Annotated in this window: 15 protein-coding genes; 7 read left to right on the top strand and 8 right to left on the bottom strand. The window is 38.1% G+C overall.

The window, feature by feature from the left end; all coding sequences use genetic code 11:
* Window positions 1-4 precede the first annotated feature (4 nt).
* The 4 genes from MMP72_RS08215 (at window position 5) to MMP72_RS08200 (ending at window position 3,894) form a co-directional block, all read left to right on the top strand.
* On the top strand, window positions 5-772 hold the full coding sequence (locus tag MMP72_RS08215) for a DUF4184 family protein (protein ID WP_241316238.1): 768 nt from the start codon (window positions 5-7) through the stop codon (window positions 770-772).
* A 128-nt stretch (window positions 773-900) separates the two neighbouring features.
* On the top strand, window positions 901-2,679 hold the full coding sequence (gene aspS / locus MMP72_RS08210; protein ID WP_241316236.1) for an aspartate--tRNA ligase: 1,779 nt from the start codon (window positions 901-903) through the stop codon (window positions 2,677-2,679).
* A gap of 106 nt (window positions 2,680-2,785) precedes the next feature.
* A complete protein-coding gene (locus MMP72_RS08205) occupies window positions 2,786-3,007 on the top strand; it encodes a hypothetical protein (RefSeq protein ID WP_241316235.1) in 222 nt (73 codons plus the stop codon).
* Between the two features lie 5 nt (window positions 3,008-3,012).
* Complete coding sequence (locus tag MMP72_RS08200; RefSeq protein ID WP_241316233.1) at window positions 3,013-3,894, top strand: lysophospholipid acyltransferase family protein; 882 nt, start codon at window positions 3,013-3,015, stop codon at window positions 3,892-3,894.
* 11 nt (window positions 3,895-3,905) lie between these two features.
* Here MMP72_RS08200 and MMP72_RS08195 read toward each other — a convergent pair whose 3' ends face one another.
* Window positions 3,906-4,742 (bottom strand): glycosyltransferase family 25 protein, encoded by an 837-nt coding sequence (locus MMP72_RS08195; protein WP_241316231.1) that lies wholly within the window; start codon window positions 4,740-4,742, stop codon window positions 3,906-3,908.
* A gap of 266 nt (window positions 4,743-5,008) precedes the next feature.
* Here MMP72_RS08195 and MMP72_RS08190 point away from each other — a divergent pair, with 266 nt between their 5' ends.
* The 3 genes from MMP72_RS08190 to MMP72_RS08180 all read left to right on the top strand — a co-directional run bounded on the left by MMP72_RS08190 (window position 5,009) and on the right by MMP72_RS08180 (window position 8,988).
* Window positions 5,009-5,917 (top strand): glycosyl transferase, encoded by a 909-nt coding sequence (locus tag MMP72_RS08190; protein ID WP_241316387.1) that lies wholly within the window; start codon window positions 5,009-5,011, stop codon window positions 5,915-5,917.
* A 198-nt stretch (window positions 5,918-6,115) separates the two neighbouring features.
* The gene (locus tag MMP72_RS08185; protein WP_241316229.1) at window positions 6,116-7,006 is read left to right on the top strand and encodes a lipopolysaccharide biosynthesis protein; all 891 of its coding nucleotides are present in this window, start codon (window positions 6,116-6,118) and stop codon (window positions 7,004-7,006) included.
* 56 nt (window positions 7,007-7,062) lie between these two features.
* Window positions 7,063-8,988 (top strand): acyltransferase family protein, encoded by a 1,926-nt coding sequence (locus tag MMP72_RS08180; protein WP_241316227.1) that lies wholly within the window; start codon window positions 7,063-7,065, stop codon window positions 8,986-8,988.
* A 14-nt stretch (window positions 8,989-9,002) separates the two neighbouring features.
* Here MMP72_RS08180 and MMP72_RS08175 read toward each other — a convergent pair whose 3' ends face one another.
* The 7 genes from MMP72_RS08175 to glnE form a co-directional block, all read right to left on the bottom strand.
* Entirely contained in the window at window positions 9,003-9,914 is a 912-nt protein-coding gene (locus MMP72_RS08175; protein ID WP_241316225.1) for a capsular polysaccharide synthesis protein, read from the bottom strand.
* 76 nt (window positions 9,915-9,990) lie between these two features.
* Window positions 9,991-10,749, bottom strand: a complete 759-nt coding sequence (locus MMP72_RS08170) for a glycosyltransferase family 25 protein (protein WP_241316223.1) — start codon at window positions 10,747-10,749, stop codon at window positions 9,991-9,993.
* Window positions 10,750-10,764: 15 nt separating this feature from the next.
* Window positions 10,765-11,760, bottom strand: a complete 996-nt coding sequence (locus tag MMP72_RS08165; protein WP_241316221.1) for a Stealth CR1 domain-containing protein — start codon at window positions 11,758-11,760, stop codon at window positions 10,765-10,767.
* A gap of 26 nt (window positions 11,761-11,786) precedes the next feature.
* On the bottom strand, window positions 11,787-12,542 hold the full coding sequence (locus MMP72_RS08160) for a glycosyltransferase (RefSeq protein ID WP_241316220.1): 756 nt from the start codon (window positions 12,540-12,542) through the stop codon (window positions 11,787-11,789).
* A 170-nt stretch (window positions 12,543-12,712) separates the two neighbouring features.
* Window positions 12,713-13,873 carry a nucleotide sugar dehydrogenase gene (locus tag MMP72_RS08155; RefSeq protein WP_241316218.1) on the bottom strand — a complete coding sequence of 387 codons (1,161 nt, stop codon included), beginning with the start codon at window positions 13,871-13,873 and terminating at the stop codon, window positions 12,713-12,715.
* 155 nt (window positions 13,874-14,028) lie between these two features.
* Window positions 14,029-14,955 (bottom strand): branched-chain amino acid transaminase, encoded by a 927-nt coding sequence (locus MMP72_RS08150; protein ID WP_241316216.1) that lies wholly within the window; start codon window positions 14,953-14,955, stop codon window positions 14,029-14,031.
* A gap of 25 nt (window positions 14,956-14,980) precedes the next feature.
* Entirely contained in the window at window positions 14,981-17,728 is a 2,748-nt protein-coding gene (glnE, locus tag MMP72_RS08145) for a bifunctional [glutamate--ammonia ligase]-adenylyl-L-tyrosine phosphorylase/[glutamate--ammonia-ligase] adenylyltransferase (protein ID WP_241316214.1), read from the bottom strand.
* Between the last annotated feature and the right edge of the window lie 20 nt (window positions 17,729-17,748).

Below are 17,748 nucleotides of genomic sequence, written 5' to 3'. Positions count from 1 at the left end.
CGATATGCCTTTTACCCTGTCTCATGCAGTGCTTGCGCCACCATTATCAAAACTTAGTAAAGGTCATCTGCCCATCGCAGCTTTAGCCATCGGCTGTATGACACCTGACTTGTATCGTTTATTTACACCAGAAAATTTTGCACTGACCCATCAATGGAGCGGTATTTTATTTCCCAATCTTCCAATTGGGCTTTTCTTTTGCATACTCTGGTATTTACTCTATCGTCCAGTCATCTATCGTTTTTTAGGCATACAACATGCTTTAAATATTAAATCATTTGATGCCGCAATCACTTTTAGTTTGATGAGTTGTTTTGCGATTATCGTGGGAACTGCAACTCATCTGATTTGGGATGGTCTCACCCATTTAGATTTCCGTACTTTTGCATTTAAAACCATGCTTGCTCAGAAAATATCATTGTTTGGCTCTAGCTATCCATTACATTTCATTTTGCAGATCGGCTCATCCATTATGGCACTGCCATTTATCTTTTGGATGTGTCTGAGTTACTACCAAAAGCATAAGCAAAACAAGGTTGTTCCCAAGAAAATTAAATTTTTTGTATGGATCAGCCTCATCATTTCAACCCTTGGCGGGCTTTTATCGGTCTTGGATTATAGTCGTCATATCGCTTCCGAGATTTGGATGAAAGAATCTTATTTTTTCATTGGCAAATCAATCAATGAATTTACTCAAACAGGGCTGACGATCTTCACGGTATCTTGCTTACTTTTGTTGTTTTTAGATCGAAAATCTCCTCGGCATTCGTGAAATGCCAATAAACAAGCTTAAGACTTGAGACAATCCGCTCAACAAGGCATAATCTCCCCTTTCATCGGTGCTGCGCTGTTTACGCATTCACCTTCTACAGCCAATATAGTTTGGATAAATAATTCAATATGATGCGCACTCATTACTGTGGCTCTTTAACAGAAGCCCAAATCGATCAAACAGTGACTTTATGCGGTTGGGTTCATCGTCGCCGTGACCATGGCGGTGTAATTTTCCTAGATATGCGTGACCGTGATGGTCTCGTGCAAGTGGTCATTGACCCAGATACCCCAGAAGCATTTGCAACTGCGGATAAAGCACGTTCAGAATTTGTTTTAAAAATTACAGGCCGCGTTCGTCGTCGCTATGAAGGCACTGAAAATGCCAATATGGTGAGTGGTCAAATTGAAGTTTTAGGCAAAGACATTGAAGTACTTGCTGCTTCAGAAACACCGCCTTTCCCTTTAAATGATGAAAATACCAATATTTCTGAAGAAATTCGTTTGAAATATCGTTTCTTGGATATTCGTCGTCCAGAAATGTTAGATCGTCTACGTTTTCGTTCTAAGTTAACCAACTTAATTCGTAATTATTTCGAAGACAATGGTTTCTTAGACGTTGAAACACCGATTCTCACCCGTGCAACGCCAGAAGGCGCACGTGACTATTTGGTGCCGAGTCGTGTTTCAAATGGTAGCTTCTACGCGCTTCCACAGTCCCCACAGTTATTTAAACAATTACTGATGGTGGGTGGTATTGATCGTTACTACCAAATCGCCAAATGTTTCCGTGATGAAGACTTACGTGCGGATCGTCAGCCTGAATTTACCCAAATCGACGTTGAAACATCGTTCATGAGTGACGATGACATTATGGATTTGATGGAAGTATTAACCGTGAAGATGTTCGATGAACTTCTTGGCGTTAAATTCGATAAATTCCAACGTATGACTTATGCTGACGCAATGCGTGACTATGCATCAGACAAACCTGACATGCGTATTCCATTGAAACTCATTGATGTTGCTGATCTGATGCAAGACGTTGAGTTCAAAGTCTTCGCAGGCCCTGCAAAAGATCCTAAAGGTCGTATTGTTGCTTTACGTGTTCCGGGTGCAGCATCATTACCGCGTAGTGCCATTGATGAATACACCAAATTCGTAGGCATCTACGGTGCAAAAGGTTTGGCCTATATCAAAGTCAATGATTTGGCAAAAGGTATTGAAGGTCTTCAATCTCCAATCGTTAAATTCATCGAACCCATCGTACTTGAACTATTAGAACGTGTTGACGCTCAAGATGGCGACATCGTGTTCTTTGGTGCGGATAAAGCTAAGGTCGTCAACGATGCACTTGGTGCACTTCGTGTGAAGATTGGTCATGACTTAAATCTTGCGACTTGTGAATGGGCACCACTTTGGGTGGTTGATTTCCCAATGTTTGAAGAAACAGATGATGGTAAATGGACGTCGGTTCACCACCCATTCACACTCCCAAAATCAAGTGTTGAAGAAGTGAAGAACAACCCAGGTGCTGCACTTTCTGTCGCTTACGACATGGTCCTCAACGGTACTGAAGTCGGCGGTGGTTCGTTGCGTATTTATAATTTAGAAATGCAAAAAGCGATTTTTGAAGCTTTAGGTATTTCTGATGAAGAAGCAGAAGAAAAATTCAGCTTCTTGTTGAATGCATTACGTTATGGCGCACCTCCACATGGTGGTTTGGCATTTGGTTTAGATCGTCTTGTGATGTTAATGACAGGCGCTTCTTCTATTCGTGATGTGATTGCATTCCCGAAAACCAAGACTGCTGAATGTCCATTGACTCAAGCACCTGCACCCGTTGAAGCAAATCAATTGCGTGATTTGGGTATTCGTTTACGCGAACAACAAAAGAAAGAAGCTTAATGCGTTAAGCAAAGGAAAGGCGCTGTCAACAGCGCCTTTTTAGTAAATTGAGATTGATTCTCTTTAATGGCATAATAAACCAGTTTTTTATTGAAGGTATCTGCCCATGGCCATGCGTCCAGATGTGCGTCGACACACAATTGTCATTATTGTGTTTTCACTTGCGCAATGGTTTCTTATGCGTTACATCTTGTCGAATGAACTCTTCAATATGACCACTTACCAACGAATTTTATACTTTTGCATCAGCAGCTTAGCGGGCGCATTACTCATTTTTGCCTCGCTCATTTATATGGTGCTCAAAGGCAATGCAGATAAAAAAGACTAATTAAAATGTTTTTGTCCCGCACACTTCTTCGTATTCTGCCTTTGCCATTTTTGCGTAGTATCGCAAAAGTGGCGGCATACTTGCTCAATCAAAACCCAAATAAAAGTATGTTGTGGAAAACACGAGTTAATCTTGGTTTAGCATATCCTGATCTAAATGAAGAACAGCGAGAAAAACTTGCGAGAGAAAGTGTCACAAAACAGTGTCTAAGTTATATCGAATCTGGAAAATGTTGGGCCATGCCACCTGAGTGGAGTATCCAACAGATTCATACGGTGCATCATTTAGAAGTCTTAACCGATGCACTCAATGATCCCAAAGGTGCATTGATTATTACACCGCACCTCGGAACTTGGGAAATGATGAATGCTTGGGTCCATCAATATGGTATCCCAACCATCATGTATAAGCCCATGAAAGATCGTGGTTTTAATGCTTTTGCTTTACATGCTCGCCAACGACTCAATGCCTCCCTTGTTCCTACCGATGCCAATGGTGTGAAAGCACTGTTTAAAAATCTCAAACAAGGTGGCTTTAGTGTCATTCTACCCGACCATGTTCCACAACCTTCTGGCGGTGTGGTCGTTCCCTTTTTTGGGATTCCCTGTTTGACCAGCACTCTGGCCAGTAAAATGGCACAAAAAACCCAATGCCGTTTAGTCGGTTTAAGCTGCTTCCGTCGTGAAGATGGCGAAGGTTTTGAGGTGTATTGTGATGACCTGAATGATCCAGAGCTTTATGATCAAGATATCGAGGTTGCAACGACTGCATTAAATAAAGCAGTTGAACAGATGATCAACCGCTTTCCTAGCGAATATATGTGGGGGTATAAGCGGTTTAGGGATGAAAAAACCTCAGATGAGCTGTATAAGAAATCGATTAAATAGCGATTAGAGCACTATTTAAATTTAATTTTAGCCACCTTCTTCCCCTGAAAAAACCAGATTCCATTTTGGATAAAAGAAAATATTTGTAAGAACGGACGGCTGAGCTCCCGTTGAGTTTTAGCAAGTAAACTTAATTTCTTTTTAACTTTGCTCTCGCCTTTACGAATATTTCGAACGTCTTCAAGGGAGCTAGGAAAGTTTGTATCACCATTCGTTAAAATAACGTCCTGAATGCATAAAGCAGGTGATAACTGATAGACTTTCTCATTCATTACTTCTGGATATACTCTGAATATAATATGATCTATCGGTATTAGTTTTGGAAGTTTAATAGTAAAATCTAATAGTTTTTCAGCGGCTTTACGTGACAAGATATAACCACCAGCTCCCATATGCGGGCCATTTAAAACCATTAACTTACGTTGATGTTCTAATTGTAAAGTCTCATATTTTCTAGAAAGAAATACTTTACGATATAGCGTTTCTAATTTAATTATTTCACAACGTTCAGGAATCCAAAGAGAATCCTTCAAAAAAGCTTGGGCATGTTTACCTAAATAAATATCATCCTCAAAAATGGCAATATAGTCTAACTGTTCATCTATTGCTTTTTGCCACAAAACTACATGGCTGAATACACAAGAAATTTCATTTGGGTGTAAGTCTGTAGTCTCTATATTTATCCCAAAATCAATTGCAGTTTTAGATAAAGTCTCAGGTGTAATGGCATCAAAAAACTCAAATGCCCCGCCTTCTTTACCAAATTCAGTATAAATATGCTCCCTACGTTGAGACTCATTTGAAAGACTTATCACAAAATTTTTCATAGTATAATCTTCATCAACCACAGCAGGACACAATATAATAAGAGAGTAAACCTAAAGTATTATTCATATAATATATTGTAAATTCAACAACAAAATACATCTCATTTGTATCCCCTAAGAAACTATTCCATGTATCCAGCTCACTCTATTTTTTTCAATACAGATCAAGGCTAGCCATGTTGGAAATATAGACTTACAATGATAGCTTTAATTCGTCATGCAGTGCATTTTAGAGATCCATTTCTACATACTGCATTGATTTATATATTATGAAGTGTATTGCAGATATGAATAGTGAAGTAATTAAAATTTTTGTTGGTTGTGATCCCAATAACTGTGATTTAGAACAAATGATGGTGCTTGATTACAGCATTCGTAAACACACTCAACACCAAATCGAAATTGTTTGGATGCAACTCAGCCACGATCCACAAAGTCCGTGGTATACCAATCCACAATCCAATGAAGGCTGGCATACTGAGAAATGGGCAACACCATTTTCTGGTTTCCGCTGGGCTATTCCAGAGTCATCAAACTTTGAAGGGCGTTCGATCTATATGGATGCAGATGTCATTGTGTTATGTGATATAGCTGAATTATGGTCACATCCGATGAATAATGATGCAATCGTCATCGCTAAAGGTGGTAAAAGTACGGCTCGACTTTGTACATGTGTCTGGGATTGTGAAAAAGCAAAGCAATATCTTCCTTCGTTGAAAAATATTCAATCGGATCCAAACAGCCATAAACAATTAATGCAACTCTTGAAAGACAAACCTGAACTTGTTCAATCTTATCAAGATTCATACAATAATATTGATGGTGAAGGCTTAGCAGTTGAGCAAATTAAAATTTTGCACTACTCCGACATGGGAACGCAATTTAGTCATAAATATGCGCTACCACGCCTTGAGGCAGCAGGTCAAAAACATTGGTTTGATGGTAAAATCATGCCACATCCGAGACAAGATTTAATTGAATTATTTGATCAATACTATCAGGAGGCTTTGGATCATGGCTTTAAACTGGAAAATTATCTTGTAGAGCCTTATGGAGCATTTCAAAAGGCAACCCAAGTCAATTATCATGGTAATAAGGTAACTCGTCCTGAAGATGATAAGAATTGGTTCAATCGTTCACTCAAATACCTTAAATCCCTATTTAAAGATAAAAAGAAGTTTTCTTTAGATGATTAAATCAATATAACTTTTTAAGCCGACACTATCCCTCCCCCCTTATTTGTTCATGGTTTAGTGTCGTATGCTTATTGAAATATTCCATACTGATTTTTGACCTACTGATCACTCTTCATATTAAAGATATAATATAATTAGTTTGTTAATCATGGTCTACCTCCAATTTTATGGCGATAAACTTATTCCTGAGTACCTTCAATGCAACAGTTTTTTTTTAATCAAATCACCAAAAATATTTTAAAATTCCTATATAAGTCTTTCCATTCCAAAGCATATAAACATAACCGCCGTTATTGGCCATACTACAAAACGATTCGCAATGATGAGGGTGACCTAGAAAAGTTATTCTTTAATAAAAGGTTGATTGCTGATCATACAAAGCCATTTGAAAGTGACAAAAAAACCTGTGTGTTAGTTGCAACAGGACCATCAATCAAAGAGATGGATCACCGTTTTTTTTCCAATCCAGACTATGACTATATAGGCGTCAATGGCGCTATTTCACTCGATTATATTCACTTTAAATATTATGTAATTATTGATTTTAACTTTACATCCAAACGATTTGATCTTGTTTTAAAAGTACTTGAAAGTGATTGTGTATTTTTTACGACCCCACGTTGTCTAGATATTATTTTAAAAAGAATTGAGCCTAGTCAAATCAAGTGCCAGATCAAAATAATAGAGACGATTTTCCAAGACAAAACTGTAGAACCATTTATGGGGAAAAAACAGAAGATTGACCCAGAAAAATCATATTTCCACGTATATGGTCAATTTGGTTTCTCAACTAATATATTCAATGCAGTCTTTGATTATTTAACAGTTCCTTACGTTGCATTACAAATTGCATATGCAATTGGTTTCAAAGAAATTTATATCGCTGGTCTAGATATGAATAATTTTTCACAACCACGTTTTTATGAAAATAGTGAAAATAAGCAGCCAACTATGCTAGATCAATATTTACATTTAATCCTTCCAGCATTTGATGCCGCTGCACAGTTTTTTACTGAAAAGAATATTCAGGTTTATAATCTTTCACCACAAAGTGCTATAAAGTCCTTTAAAAAAATCAATACAATCTAATTCCCTCTCTAACCCAATAACCCATATAATTACCCTTTTTTAGAAATCATTGTTGCATGAGCGTCAAAAATTTTAGGACTGATATTAATGGATTAAGGGCTTATGCGGTAATTTTAGTCGTACTTTTTCACTTCCAAGTCTTTGGTTTTTCAGCAGGATATCTTGGTGTTGATATCTTTTTTGTCATTTCTGGTTACTTAATGACAAAAATTATTATTGAAAAATTAGAAAAAAGACTCTTTTCTTTTACAGACTTTTATCTCGCTCGAATTATTCGAATATTTCCCGCGTTACTGTTTGTTATTTTATTTTTAACTGTTCTCGGTTGGTTCATTTTTATCCCTGAAGACTTTAAAGTTTTTGCTAAAGATGCTCGATATAGCCTCACTTTTCTCTCCAATGAGCTTTATTATCGACAAGCTGGGGATTATTTTGCACCAGATACTCACGACAAAGTACTCTTACATACTTGGTCATTAGCCGTAGAGTGGCAATTCTATATCTTGTTTCCAATATTGCTGGTTTTTTACGCAAAATTAGATAAGAAGCTGAAGCATATTGGAATATTACTCAGCTTACTCTTCTTCAGCTCGTTGTATTTATCCATTAATATTACACCTAATGATCCAATGTATGCATTTTATAAGTTGGCCACTCGTGCATGGGAGTTAATCGCTGGTGGTTTAGTATATTGTTACTCTAGAAACCTCCAACTATCTGTGCCCTTACAAAAAATTAATGAAGGGGTTGGTTTTGTATGCATAATCGTTAGCCTTGTTGTATTAAATCAAAATACCCCTTGGCCAGGATATGCTGCATTACTGCCTGTAATTGGCACAATGCTAATCTTAGTAGCAAACCGTCAAGACTCAATTCTTACACGAACAAAGCTAATCCAAAATATTGGTAGTGCATCCTACTCTATCTATTTGTGGCACTGGCCAGTATTCTTCCTACTTAATTATTTTATCATTACACACAATTTAATTAATATCAGTCTAGCTATCATTTTATCCTTTATATTGGGGTGGTTAAGTTATACATATATCGAAAACAGTCGTAATTTCTTACAGAAATTGAATAGGAAATATGCTTACTTATTATTCTTTATTATTTTAGTTATTAGTTATCCGATTTATAAATATATCGGTGAAGATGGTGTTAAAAGTCGAGCAAACCCAACCTACCTTAGTAACCTTGAAAAAATGCAAATGCCAAGTGTTGAAAATGGTTGGTGTTTTTACAATATTAAAGATAATCGCAGCCTAAATGTTGGTCAGCAAGGGCTAGAATGTTTTCTTGCGTCAAAACAAGATCATGCACAATCCGCATTACTTTTTGGCGACTCCTTTGCAGGTCACAACAATCCATTTTGGGATCATATTGGAAAAAAACTGAATTTGAATATTCAAGTGATTTCAACTAATTGGTGCTATCCAAGCTTCGATAAACAGTTCACAGGGAATACCTCCTCTATATCCTACCAACAATGTCTATTTAATCGCCAATATTTAGCTCAGAACATAGATAAATATGACGTACTCATTTTCGCTGGTCGTTGGTCTGAAGTGGTGAGAATGGAACAACAAAACACATTTGCAGAAGTATTAGCCATTGCTGAACAACATCATAAAAAAGTAATTGTAATGGAAGAGCCACATGTTTTTGATAAAAACATTAGTTTGATGTTTAGAAGAGCTATGTGGTTACAAAAAGAACTTTCTTTGGAAAGCTATCTAGAGAATGAAAAAGCTACACAACAAAAATATGCAGCTAAAGTTATTGATAATATGGTAGTAAAACACTCAAATACCCTGCTACTAAAGCAACAAGAGCTATTCCGTCCAGACCAAATGGCAACCCCTCTACTACCTTATTCTTTTGATGGCCGACATATTTCCATCGCTGGTTCACTTGCATCTGCACAATACTTTGAACAGCAAGCAAAATATAAATTATTACAACAGTTCATATTGGAGTAGCTTATAGCAACAGATTAAATATCAATAAGAGAGCCTTCAAAATACATACCTTTGTTATAATACTGGCATAGATAATTACGCTCTTTCCCAGCCAGTTTAATCAGTTTCGGATATTCATCTGCTGGATAATTAATCGCCATATTAATTAAGATTTTTTCTTTAACCCATCTATTTTTAACCTGATAATAGAACGCATTTTCATCACAATCAATCAATGTAATACTTGGAAAGTTTTTCCTCATAACTTTTTGACAAGCAACATATGCAACTAAGTACTCTAAATTGCTGATCTCTTGAAAAAGATCCTTGGTATTTGATTCTGTTACTTTAATATTCTGTATATATTTTTTGGGTGTTTTTTTAATTGCCAAATATAGTTCATCGTACCATTGTTTAAAAAACATATTATTACCAACACTGGCAAGCAACCAATTTTCCAACACTGGAAAATTTAAATTTGTCGTATTTTTACGGCGGTAATAAGCAAAATTATCTGTTTTGTTTTTAACCATGATGTCAGAAATCCAGTCTAAACTATCATATAGAATAATACTTGCATCCAACCAAATACCACCATGATGATACATAAGATCAAATCTAAGTAAATCTGCTTTCTGTTGAGCAGTTGCATCTTTAAGTAAACTAAAATCGATTTGACTATATTGATTTACATTATCTGGTTTGAGTACAAGAACCTCATAATCAGGATTCTTTTCGCGCATTCTATCAATACACTTTTCAACGAACTCAGGAATACTATTTTCCCAATACATCCATATTTTTTTCGGTAAAATGATATCTTTTTCTATGGGATTGAACGTCAACATACCGGCATAATTATCAATTTTTTTATTCTTATGTCGAATCTTATTAGAATACATCACGTAAAATTTTGCCAAATAAAATAATTTTTTAAAAATTTTCATAAATATTGCCCAGCTATAAACTAAATAACTTTAGTCATGATCGTTCACTAAAGTTATTCTTAAAGATCATTCATTATCAAGAAATCAAATGTCGAATTGCATAAAAACGGTCACGCCACATCCGTTTTTGCTTTTTAATCCCATGTGAAGCACTGCGATTTTCCAAAGTTTTACGCTTAATTCCCTGCGTGGCAACAGTTCCTAAAATATCACTGTCTAAGCCTGCGGGTTGTACAAAAGGCTGCCATACTCCCAATCCTTTACCATTTTTACTTAACCAGCTTTGGAAGAAGATATCGACGGGCACTTGCATGATTTTTCCAAGTTTTACAAACTCCTCAGCACCTTTTCTTGACCAAACTAATCCCACACCACGAATTGGAAAATAATAAGCATGCCAAATTGTATATTCATGAATCTGGACTATGTCTTTTGCAAGTTTTTTCTTTTTCGCAGCTAGATTCACCACAAACCAATCAAGTTGTTTATGCTGATCTAGGTAGTTTAATAGTGAATCAAGATTTTGCTTAAAGTTCGGTAAAACTTGGATATCATCTTCAAGAACAACTAGATAATCCGCATCTGTCTCTAGAAATTTTTCAGCACAACCATAATGACTGAGATAACACCCCAGCTCAGAATTAATCAGACTACGCCCTAAAACTCTCTGAGCACCAACATCATCATAATTCTCAAACTCAGACAGTGCTTTGCCACGTCCATCATAGGCAGGAAAACGGGTAAATACCCAATCCGCTTGCTGCAACTGAGCTGTTGCACTTGCTAAACGCTGATCACTACCCTCTAGATTAATGAGATAAGTAACAACTTTCATCCGATTTTCCTTCGCTTATCCTGCAATAGTCGCTTGGATTTGACTAGGCAAAACATCTCTAAATTTATGAGTGAGTGCGAGACGTATATGTTCTTCATCACTCTGCGGTAGTTGATCTAAACTTTGGATACAACCAAATTTAATGTGTTGGTTTGACAGTGCTTGAATAAATGACTCCAAATTACGATCATCTTTTAAATAGGCAATTTCAACATCATCTTTGAGAATTGCTTGATCAGTTTGGATGGCTAAATGATTGGACAAGCCAACTGGTAAAACTTGATCAATATTTCTAAATTTAAAGCTAATTTGCTTCTGCAATTGTTGCATATTTTTTTCAAAATAGTTGCTTAACAGTACTCGACTCAATATATGTGGACGATGATGAATTTCAAAATATCGAGATAAACCAACAATATCAGCACTCAACATTTGCGCCATCGAGTATTTAGGCTGTGCTATTTTTCCAAATTTATTTTGCACAAATTTTCTAAGAATATATTTGATTTTTTTTACAAGACTACTCTGCCAATGCCCATAGATCACCATACGATCGGCATCTAAAAAATCATGAATATTCGAGAAATTATTAAAAAAGAAGTCATCATTTAGATAAATAAAATGCTCCGATAACCCTCGAATATTCCATAGCATCGTTTCGATACTTAAAGAGTTAAACGTAGGCAGCGCAAATTCGTAACCGCTAAATAACTCAGTATGATCCACAATCCTAATTTTGCCTTTTCCACAAAGATTTTGCTGCTCAAATTGATCTAACCATTGTGGTGATTGTTGATCAGTCACCACATAGATTTTTCTACAATACGGTACATACTTTAGGATTGATGCAATACAAAAATAAATTTCATCATTACTGGCAAAGCGAGTTGCATCCAAAGCATTTTCAGGCGCGGATTGATTTATAAATTGCTGACGTTTATTTTTTAATTTAGGATCATTTCCATCAACCCAAGCAATCACGATATCAATAGGTTGTATTGTATCTTTCATAAATCAAGCTCTTTTCCGCCTAGCAATTACTGCCAAGCCTCTTTAATCCAATCTGATGGCAATACATAGCGATACCATTTCCCACCACCACCATTGACTGCATCAGGTGGATTAATCTCACCATGAAAAATAATAATTTTTGCACCCTTTGGTTTTACAGGCGGCTTAAAATAGGCGAGTGGAATTTTTTGTAGACAATGGTATTTATAACTTTTACACCAATCTTCATTCCAATAACTTAATGTTCCGTGCTCATCAACAAACCACGACAGATAGGCTTGTTCATTACGGAATTTTTGCCGAATCTCATCAAAATGCTCACGGAAATACGGTAAAATTTCGGGAAAAGCACCCAATTTAAAGCGATAAACTGAACTATTACCTGTGATTCGCCATGGGCGTTTCCAATCATGAATAATCAGAAATTCGCCCTTTTCCTGAAAGAAGCAATCAATATTATCAACGATCACTACATCTAAATCTAAAAACAATGCGTTACCTTTGAGTCCATATAGATCAGGTTCAAAGGTCGAAAGCTTATTCCAACCACGCTCAGGTGCACCTGCTGGCAAATCTAAAGATGGGATTGGAAAACATTGTACATTGGGATCAATTCCTTCAGTACGATCGGTGAGACAAACCATTTTAAAAGGTAAAGTCAGGTGGCGTTTGACCATGTTATACAAACGATTGACGTATTCAGCACCGTATTTTGTTCCCCATTTCATACACAAAATGATATTTTCTTCGTGTGTTGTTGAGTTTTGTTGAGTGTCGACCATCTGATAACCTTAATGCCTGAGATAATATTTTTACTTTGCTTCTTGATGCTACAAAGCCTTAAATAGTATGCACCGAATTAAGCTATCTTAGCATAGGCATGATTAAATTGATTATTATAAATTCGTCAAACAATTAGGATTATTCACACGCTGTTTTATTGAACTGAACCCTAATTCACCCCAAACAAGTCTCTGCTATAAATTTTTTCCATCACATCACTAAACATCGATACCATACGATTCACGATAATAAGATCAGAAGCCGATTTGAATTTTTGTAAATTGGCTTCAACAGGATGTCCCATGTATTCCTTCGCCACTAAAGTCGGCTCATAGATCATAATCTTGATGCCTGCATCCGCCAATCCTTGCAAAACATCATGTACCGCAGACTCTCTAAAATTATCAGAATCTGCTTTCATCGTGAGCCGATAAACCCCAACACATGTCACGCCCCGACTCAAAATATCTTCAATAATCGCCTGTTTACGGGTTTGATTAGAGCGAATAATCGCAGAAATCAATTCCTGTGGTGTTTCATGATAATTGGCGAGCAACTGCTTGGTGTCTTTAGGCAAACAATAGCCCCCATAACCAAAGGACGGATTGTTATAATGATCACCGATACGCGGGTCTAAACCAACGCCTTTAATAATATCTAACGCACTCAATTTATTTTTTAGGCAATAGGTATCCAACTCATTAAAGAAAGCCACACGCATCGCCAAATAGGTATTAGAAAAAAGCTTAATCGCTTCTGCTTCCGTCGAATCGACACATAACAGCACAGCATCTTTTTTGATGGTTGCTTTAAGATACAACTTGGCAATTTTCTCAGCTCGCTTAGATTTTTCACCGACAATGATCCGTGACGGATACAAATTATCCTGTAATGCCTGCCCTTCTCTTAAGAACTCTGGCGAAAAAATTAAGTTCTTCAAATTGAGTTTGTTAGAAATTTCAGCCGTATACCCCACGGGTACTGTGGATTTAATCAACATGAGGGCTTTGGGATTTATTGTTTGAATCTCCGCGATCACTGTTTCGATACTTGAGGTATCAAAGTAATTGGTTTCAGGATTGTAATTGGTCGGTGTCGCAATGATAATTAATTTTGCATGCTGATATGCCAGTTCTTTGTCACATGTCGCTTCAAGATGAGATTCAGATAAGTAGCTTTGAATACAGGCATCACTTATTGGAGATACTTTTTGATTGATCTGATTAATTCTTGTTTTATCAATGTCGAGTACGATCACATCATGTTGTTTGGAAAATAATAAGGCATTGGATAAGCCCACATAACCTGCTCCGACCACGGTAATTTTCATTGTTTCTCTATTTTCTAATTACTCTTAGAGATCAACGTAGTCCAGTTCAATGAAAGATTGATGATGCTTTGATTGCAATCTGTTGACAACTCAATCTAAAACACAAGGTAATAAAAAAGCGAAGCCTGAGCTTCGCTTAATCGACAGCGATGTACTTATTTCACATAAGTCAGCCAATGCGCATATTTGTCATTGCGACCTTGAACCGCATCAAAGAAAGTCTTTTGAATTTCAGTGGTGATTGGACCACGTGAACCACAACCGATTTCACGGTCATCATATTCACGAATTGGGGTCACTTCCGCAGCAGTACCAGTGAAGAATGCTTCATCAGCAATATAGAATTCATCACGGGTGATACGACGTTCAACGATTTCATAACCGAGGTCTTTGGCAATGGTCATCACCGTTTGACGGGTAATCCCTTCTAATGCACCACCAGCTAAATCAGGGGTATGTAACACACCATCTTTAATCAAGAAGACATTCTCGCCTGCGCCTTGGCAGACGAAACCTTGTGGGTCAAGCAACATTGCTTCGTCATAACCTGCACGTGCAACTTCTTGATGCGCCAAGATTGACACGGTGTAGTTACCACATGCTTTTGCCTTACACATGGTTACGTTTGGATGGTGATGAGTAAACGATGAAGTTTTCACACGAATACCATGCGCCATCGCTTCGTCACCGAGATATGTTCCCCAAGACCATGCCGCAACCGCTGCATGAACGGTATTATCCGTTGCAGCGATACCTAACTTCTCAGAACCGATCCAAATTAATGGACGTAAATAGCATGACACCAATTTATTTTCACGCACGACATCAATTTGTGCTTGTTCTAAAGTCGCTTGATCAAATGGAACTTTCATTTGATAAATTTTTGCTGAATTTAATAAGCGTTTGGTGTGATCTTGCAAACGGAAGATTGCTGTACCATTCGGGGTTTCATAGGCACGAACACCCTCAAACACACCCATACTATAATGTAGTGTATGTGTTAGGACGTGAATCTTTGCATCACGCCAATCAACCATTTTTCCATCTTGCCAAATAAAACCATCACGATCAGCCAAACTCATCGCACATACTCCATTTTTTACACTATTATTCACTTTCCAATGCTATTGCAGTTGGATCAACTAATCTTTGCCATAACTTGCAAACGATCTCGCGGGTATCGCGCCAATCCGCAGCATTGACTTGCATTGATTGATTTGCAAGCGCTAGACGGTGACTCTCAGCTCGTTCACGGAGATAAGCGTGTATTAATGCTGTGGCATCTTCACTGGATAAGCAGCCTGCTTGAGCAGCATCCTCTAAAATTCTTACATTGTCGGAAAAATGGGCGAGATCTGTATTCGTCCCACTCCATGCAAGCACTGCATACTGTGCCATAAATTCAATGTCAACGATACCACCCGCATCCTGTTTTAAATGAAAAATGCCATGTTTTTTTTGCTCAGAAGATGAGCCCAAATGATCTTTCATTTTTTGGCGCATTTTGATCACTTCTTCACGCACCACATTTTCATCACGGATTTGGGTAAGAATTTTGCACCGAACCGCTTCAAACTGCTGACAAAGCTGTATATCCCCTGCAATCGAACGAGCACGCACCAAGGCCTGATGCTCCCATAACCATGCATGTTTTTGTTGATATTGCTCAAAGGCTTTGAGGCTAGTAACCAACATTCCTGCCTCACCTGATGGTCTTAGACGGGTATCAATTTCATAGACACGCCCATCTAGGGTTTGGGTAGTCATCAGTGACATAAATTTCTGTGCCACTCGAATCGCAAACTCAGCACCACTAATACGCTTTCTGCCATCCGTTTCGCTTTGCTCTTCAAAAGCATGGATAAACACCAAATCTAGATCAGAACCATAACCCAATTCAATTCCACCGAGCTTGCCATAACCAATCACAGCAAAGCCTTTGGCATCTAAACAACAACGCTGCCCAGAATTACTGACGGGGTATCCATGACGCTCAGCGACTGCTTGATACGCCAAGTTCAAGGTTGCCTGAACACTGACTTCTGCAATGTCCGTCAAGGCATCTGAGACTTTCATCAATGGACTTTCAGCCAAGACATCACTGGCAGCAACCGTGAGTACATTGCTCTTTTTAAATAAACGCAACACCCGCATTTGATCTTCAACTTGATCAATTTCGATACGCAGTAATTGCTGGCGCAGAGAATCTTCCAAATCTTGACGTTGCGGTAAACTAAAGTCCATCGACAAAAATTCATCCAACAACACAGGATACTGAGCTAACTCTTCACAAATCCATGGACTCACCGTTGCCATTTTCACCAATCGTTGTAAAGCACCACGACTTTCCATCAACATCACCAGATACACGGTGCGGCGCAGTACCGACTCTATCAAAGGCATCAAACGCAACAAAGCAACCTGAGGTTGATCTGACTGTAAGATTGCTTCAATCAGATGTGGCCAGAATTTCTTTAACCGCCCTAAGGCACTGGCTGGAATTTTACGTAATGCTTGCCCATGCCAAAAGTTCTGAATCAGGTTTTGCGCATCAACATCCAAGACTGCATTGAGCTGCTGTTCCAACTGCTCAAAATCATCAACAGGTTCAGAAAATTCGTTTTCTTGAATAAGTTGTTTGAATTGAACTTTGACCTTATCGCGCTTCTGATTCAGCACCTTTAAAAATGATGACCAATCTGCAAAGCCTAAAGTATCTAACATGCGTTGTCTGAGTTCTGGTTCGGTTGGCAAAGATTGGGTTTGCTGATCATTGAGTGCTTGAATCGCATGTTCCACTCGTCTTAGAAATAGATATGCATCTTCAAGATCACTTACTGCCTGCTGATCCAACAATTCAGCCTGAGCCAAATGCTGCAAATTGACCAAGCATTGGCGATCATGTAGTTCGCGTCTCGATCCACCATAAATCAACTGGAATACTTGCACGATAAACTCAATTTCACGAATACCACCCGCACCGAGCTTAATATCATCCTCAATATTACGGCGCATCACCTCACGTTCGATCATGGCCTTCATTTCACGCATCGCAGCAAATGCGGAATAATCAACATAACGACGGAACACAAAAGGACGCGCCATTGCCATTAAATCTGCGCCCTCTTTTCCACCCGTAACGACACGCGCTTTAATCCAAGCATAGCGTTCCCATTCCCGACCATGCTGACTTAAATATTTTTCCAAGCCGATATGGCTAATGGCCAGCGCCGAACCACCCCCCCACGGACGCAAGCGCATATCGACGCGAAAAACAAAACCATCCGCAGTAATATGATCGAGCAAATAAATGAGTTTTTGTCCCCATAAAATACAGAACTGCTGCACATCAATACATTTACGACCATTGCTTTCGCCCTGCTCATCGAAGGCAAAAATCAAATCAATATCGCTAGAAAGGTTGAGTTCCTGTGCGCCAAGTTTCCCCATACCGATGACAATAAGGTCTTGCACTTGACCTGAGTAACCGATCGGCTCACCATGCTTGGCAATTAAAGGGCTAAGCGCAAAAGCTTTCGCAGCACAAATACTGGCATCGGCAAAGTCAGAAAGCTCCCGTGTCAGCGTGACAACATCAGTCAATTGATTGGCATCTTGCCAAATCCAGCGGAACATCAAAGTGGCACGTAAAATACGGAGTGCTTTCATCCACAACTGTTCATCGCTTATATCTGCAAGGGTAGCTTGAACTTTTTGAAAAATGCTTTCCGTCGAGAGTGAGCAAAGAAATTGATCTTCAGCATAATCTTGTTCTAATTGTATTTGGTATAAATTTAAAACTTGTTCAGCATACTGACTGGCAACTAAGGTTTTTTGTAGCTGTTCTGCATTCATAAAAAAAGCTCGACTAATGT

Origin of the sequence: Acinetobacter sp. NIPH 2699 (assembly GCF_022549355.1) — a bacterium.
GTDB lineage: Bacteria > Pseudomonadota > Gammaproteobacteria > Pseudomonadales > Moraxellaceae > Acinetobacter.
This window is presented reverse-complemented; position numbering and strand designations above follow the sequence as displayed.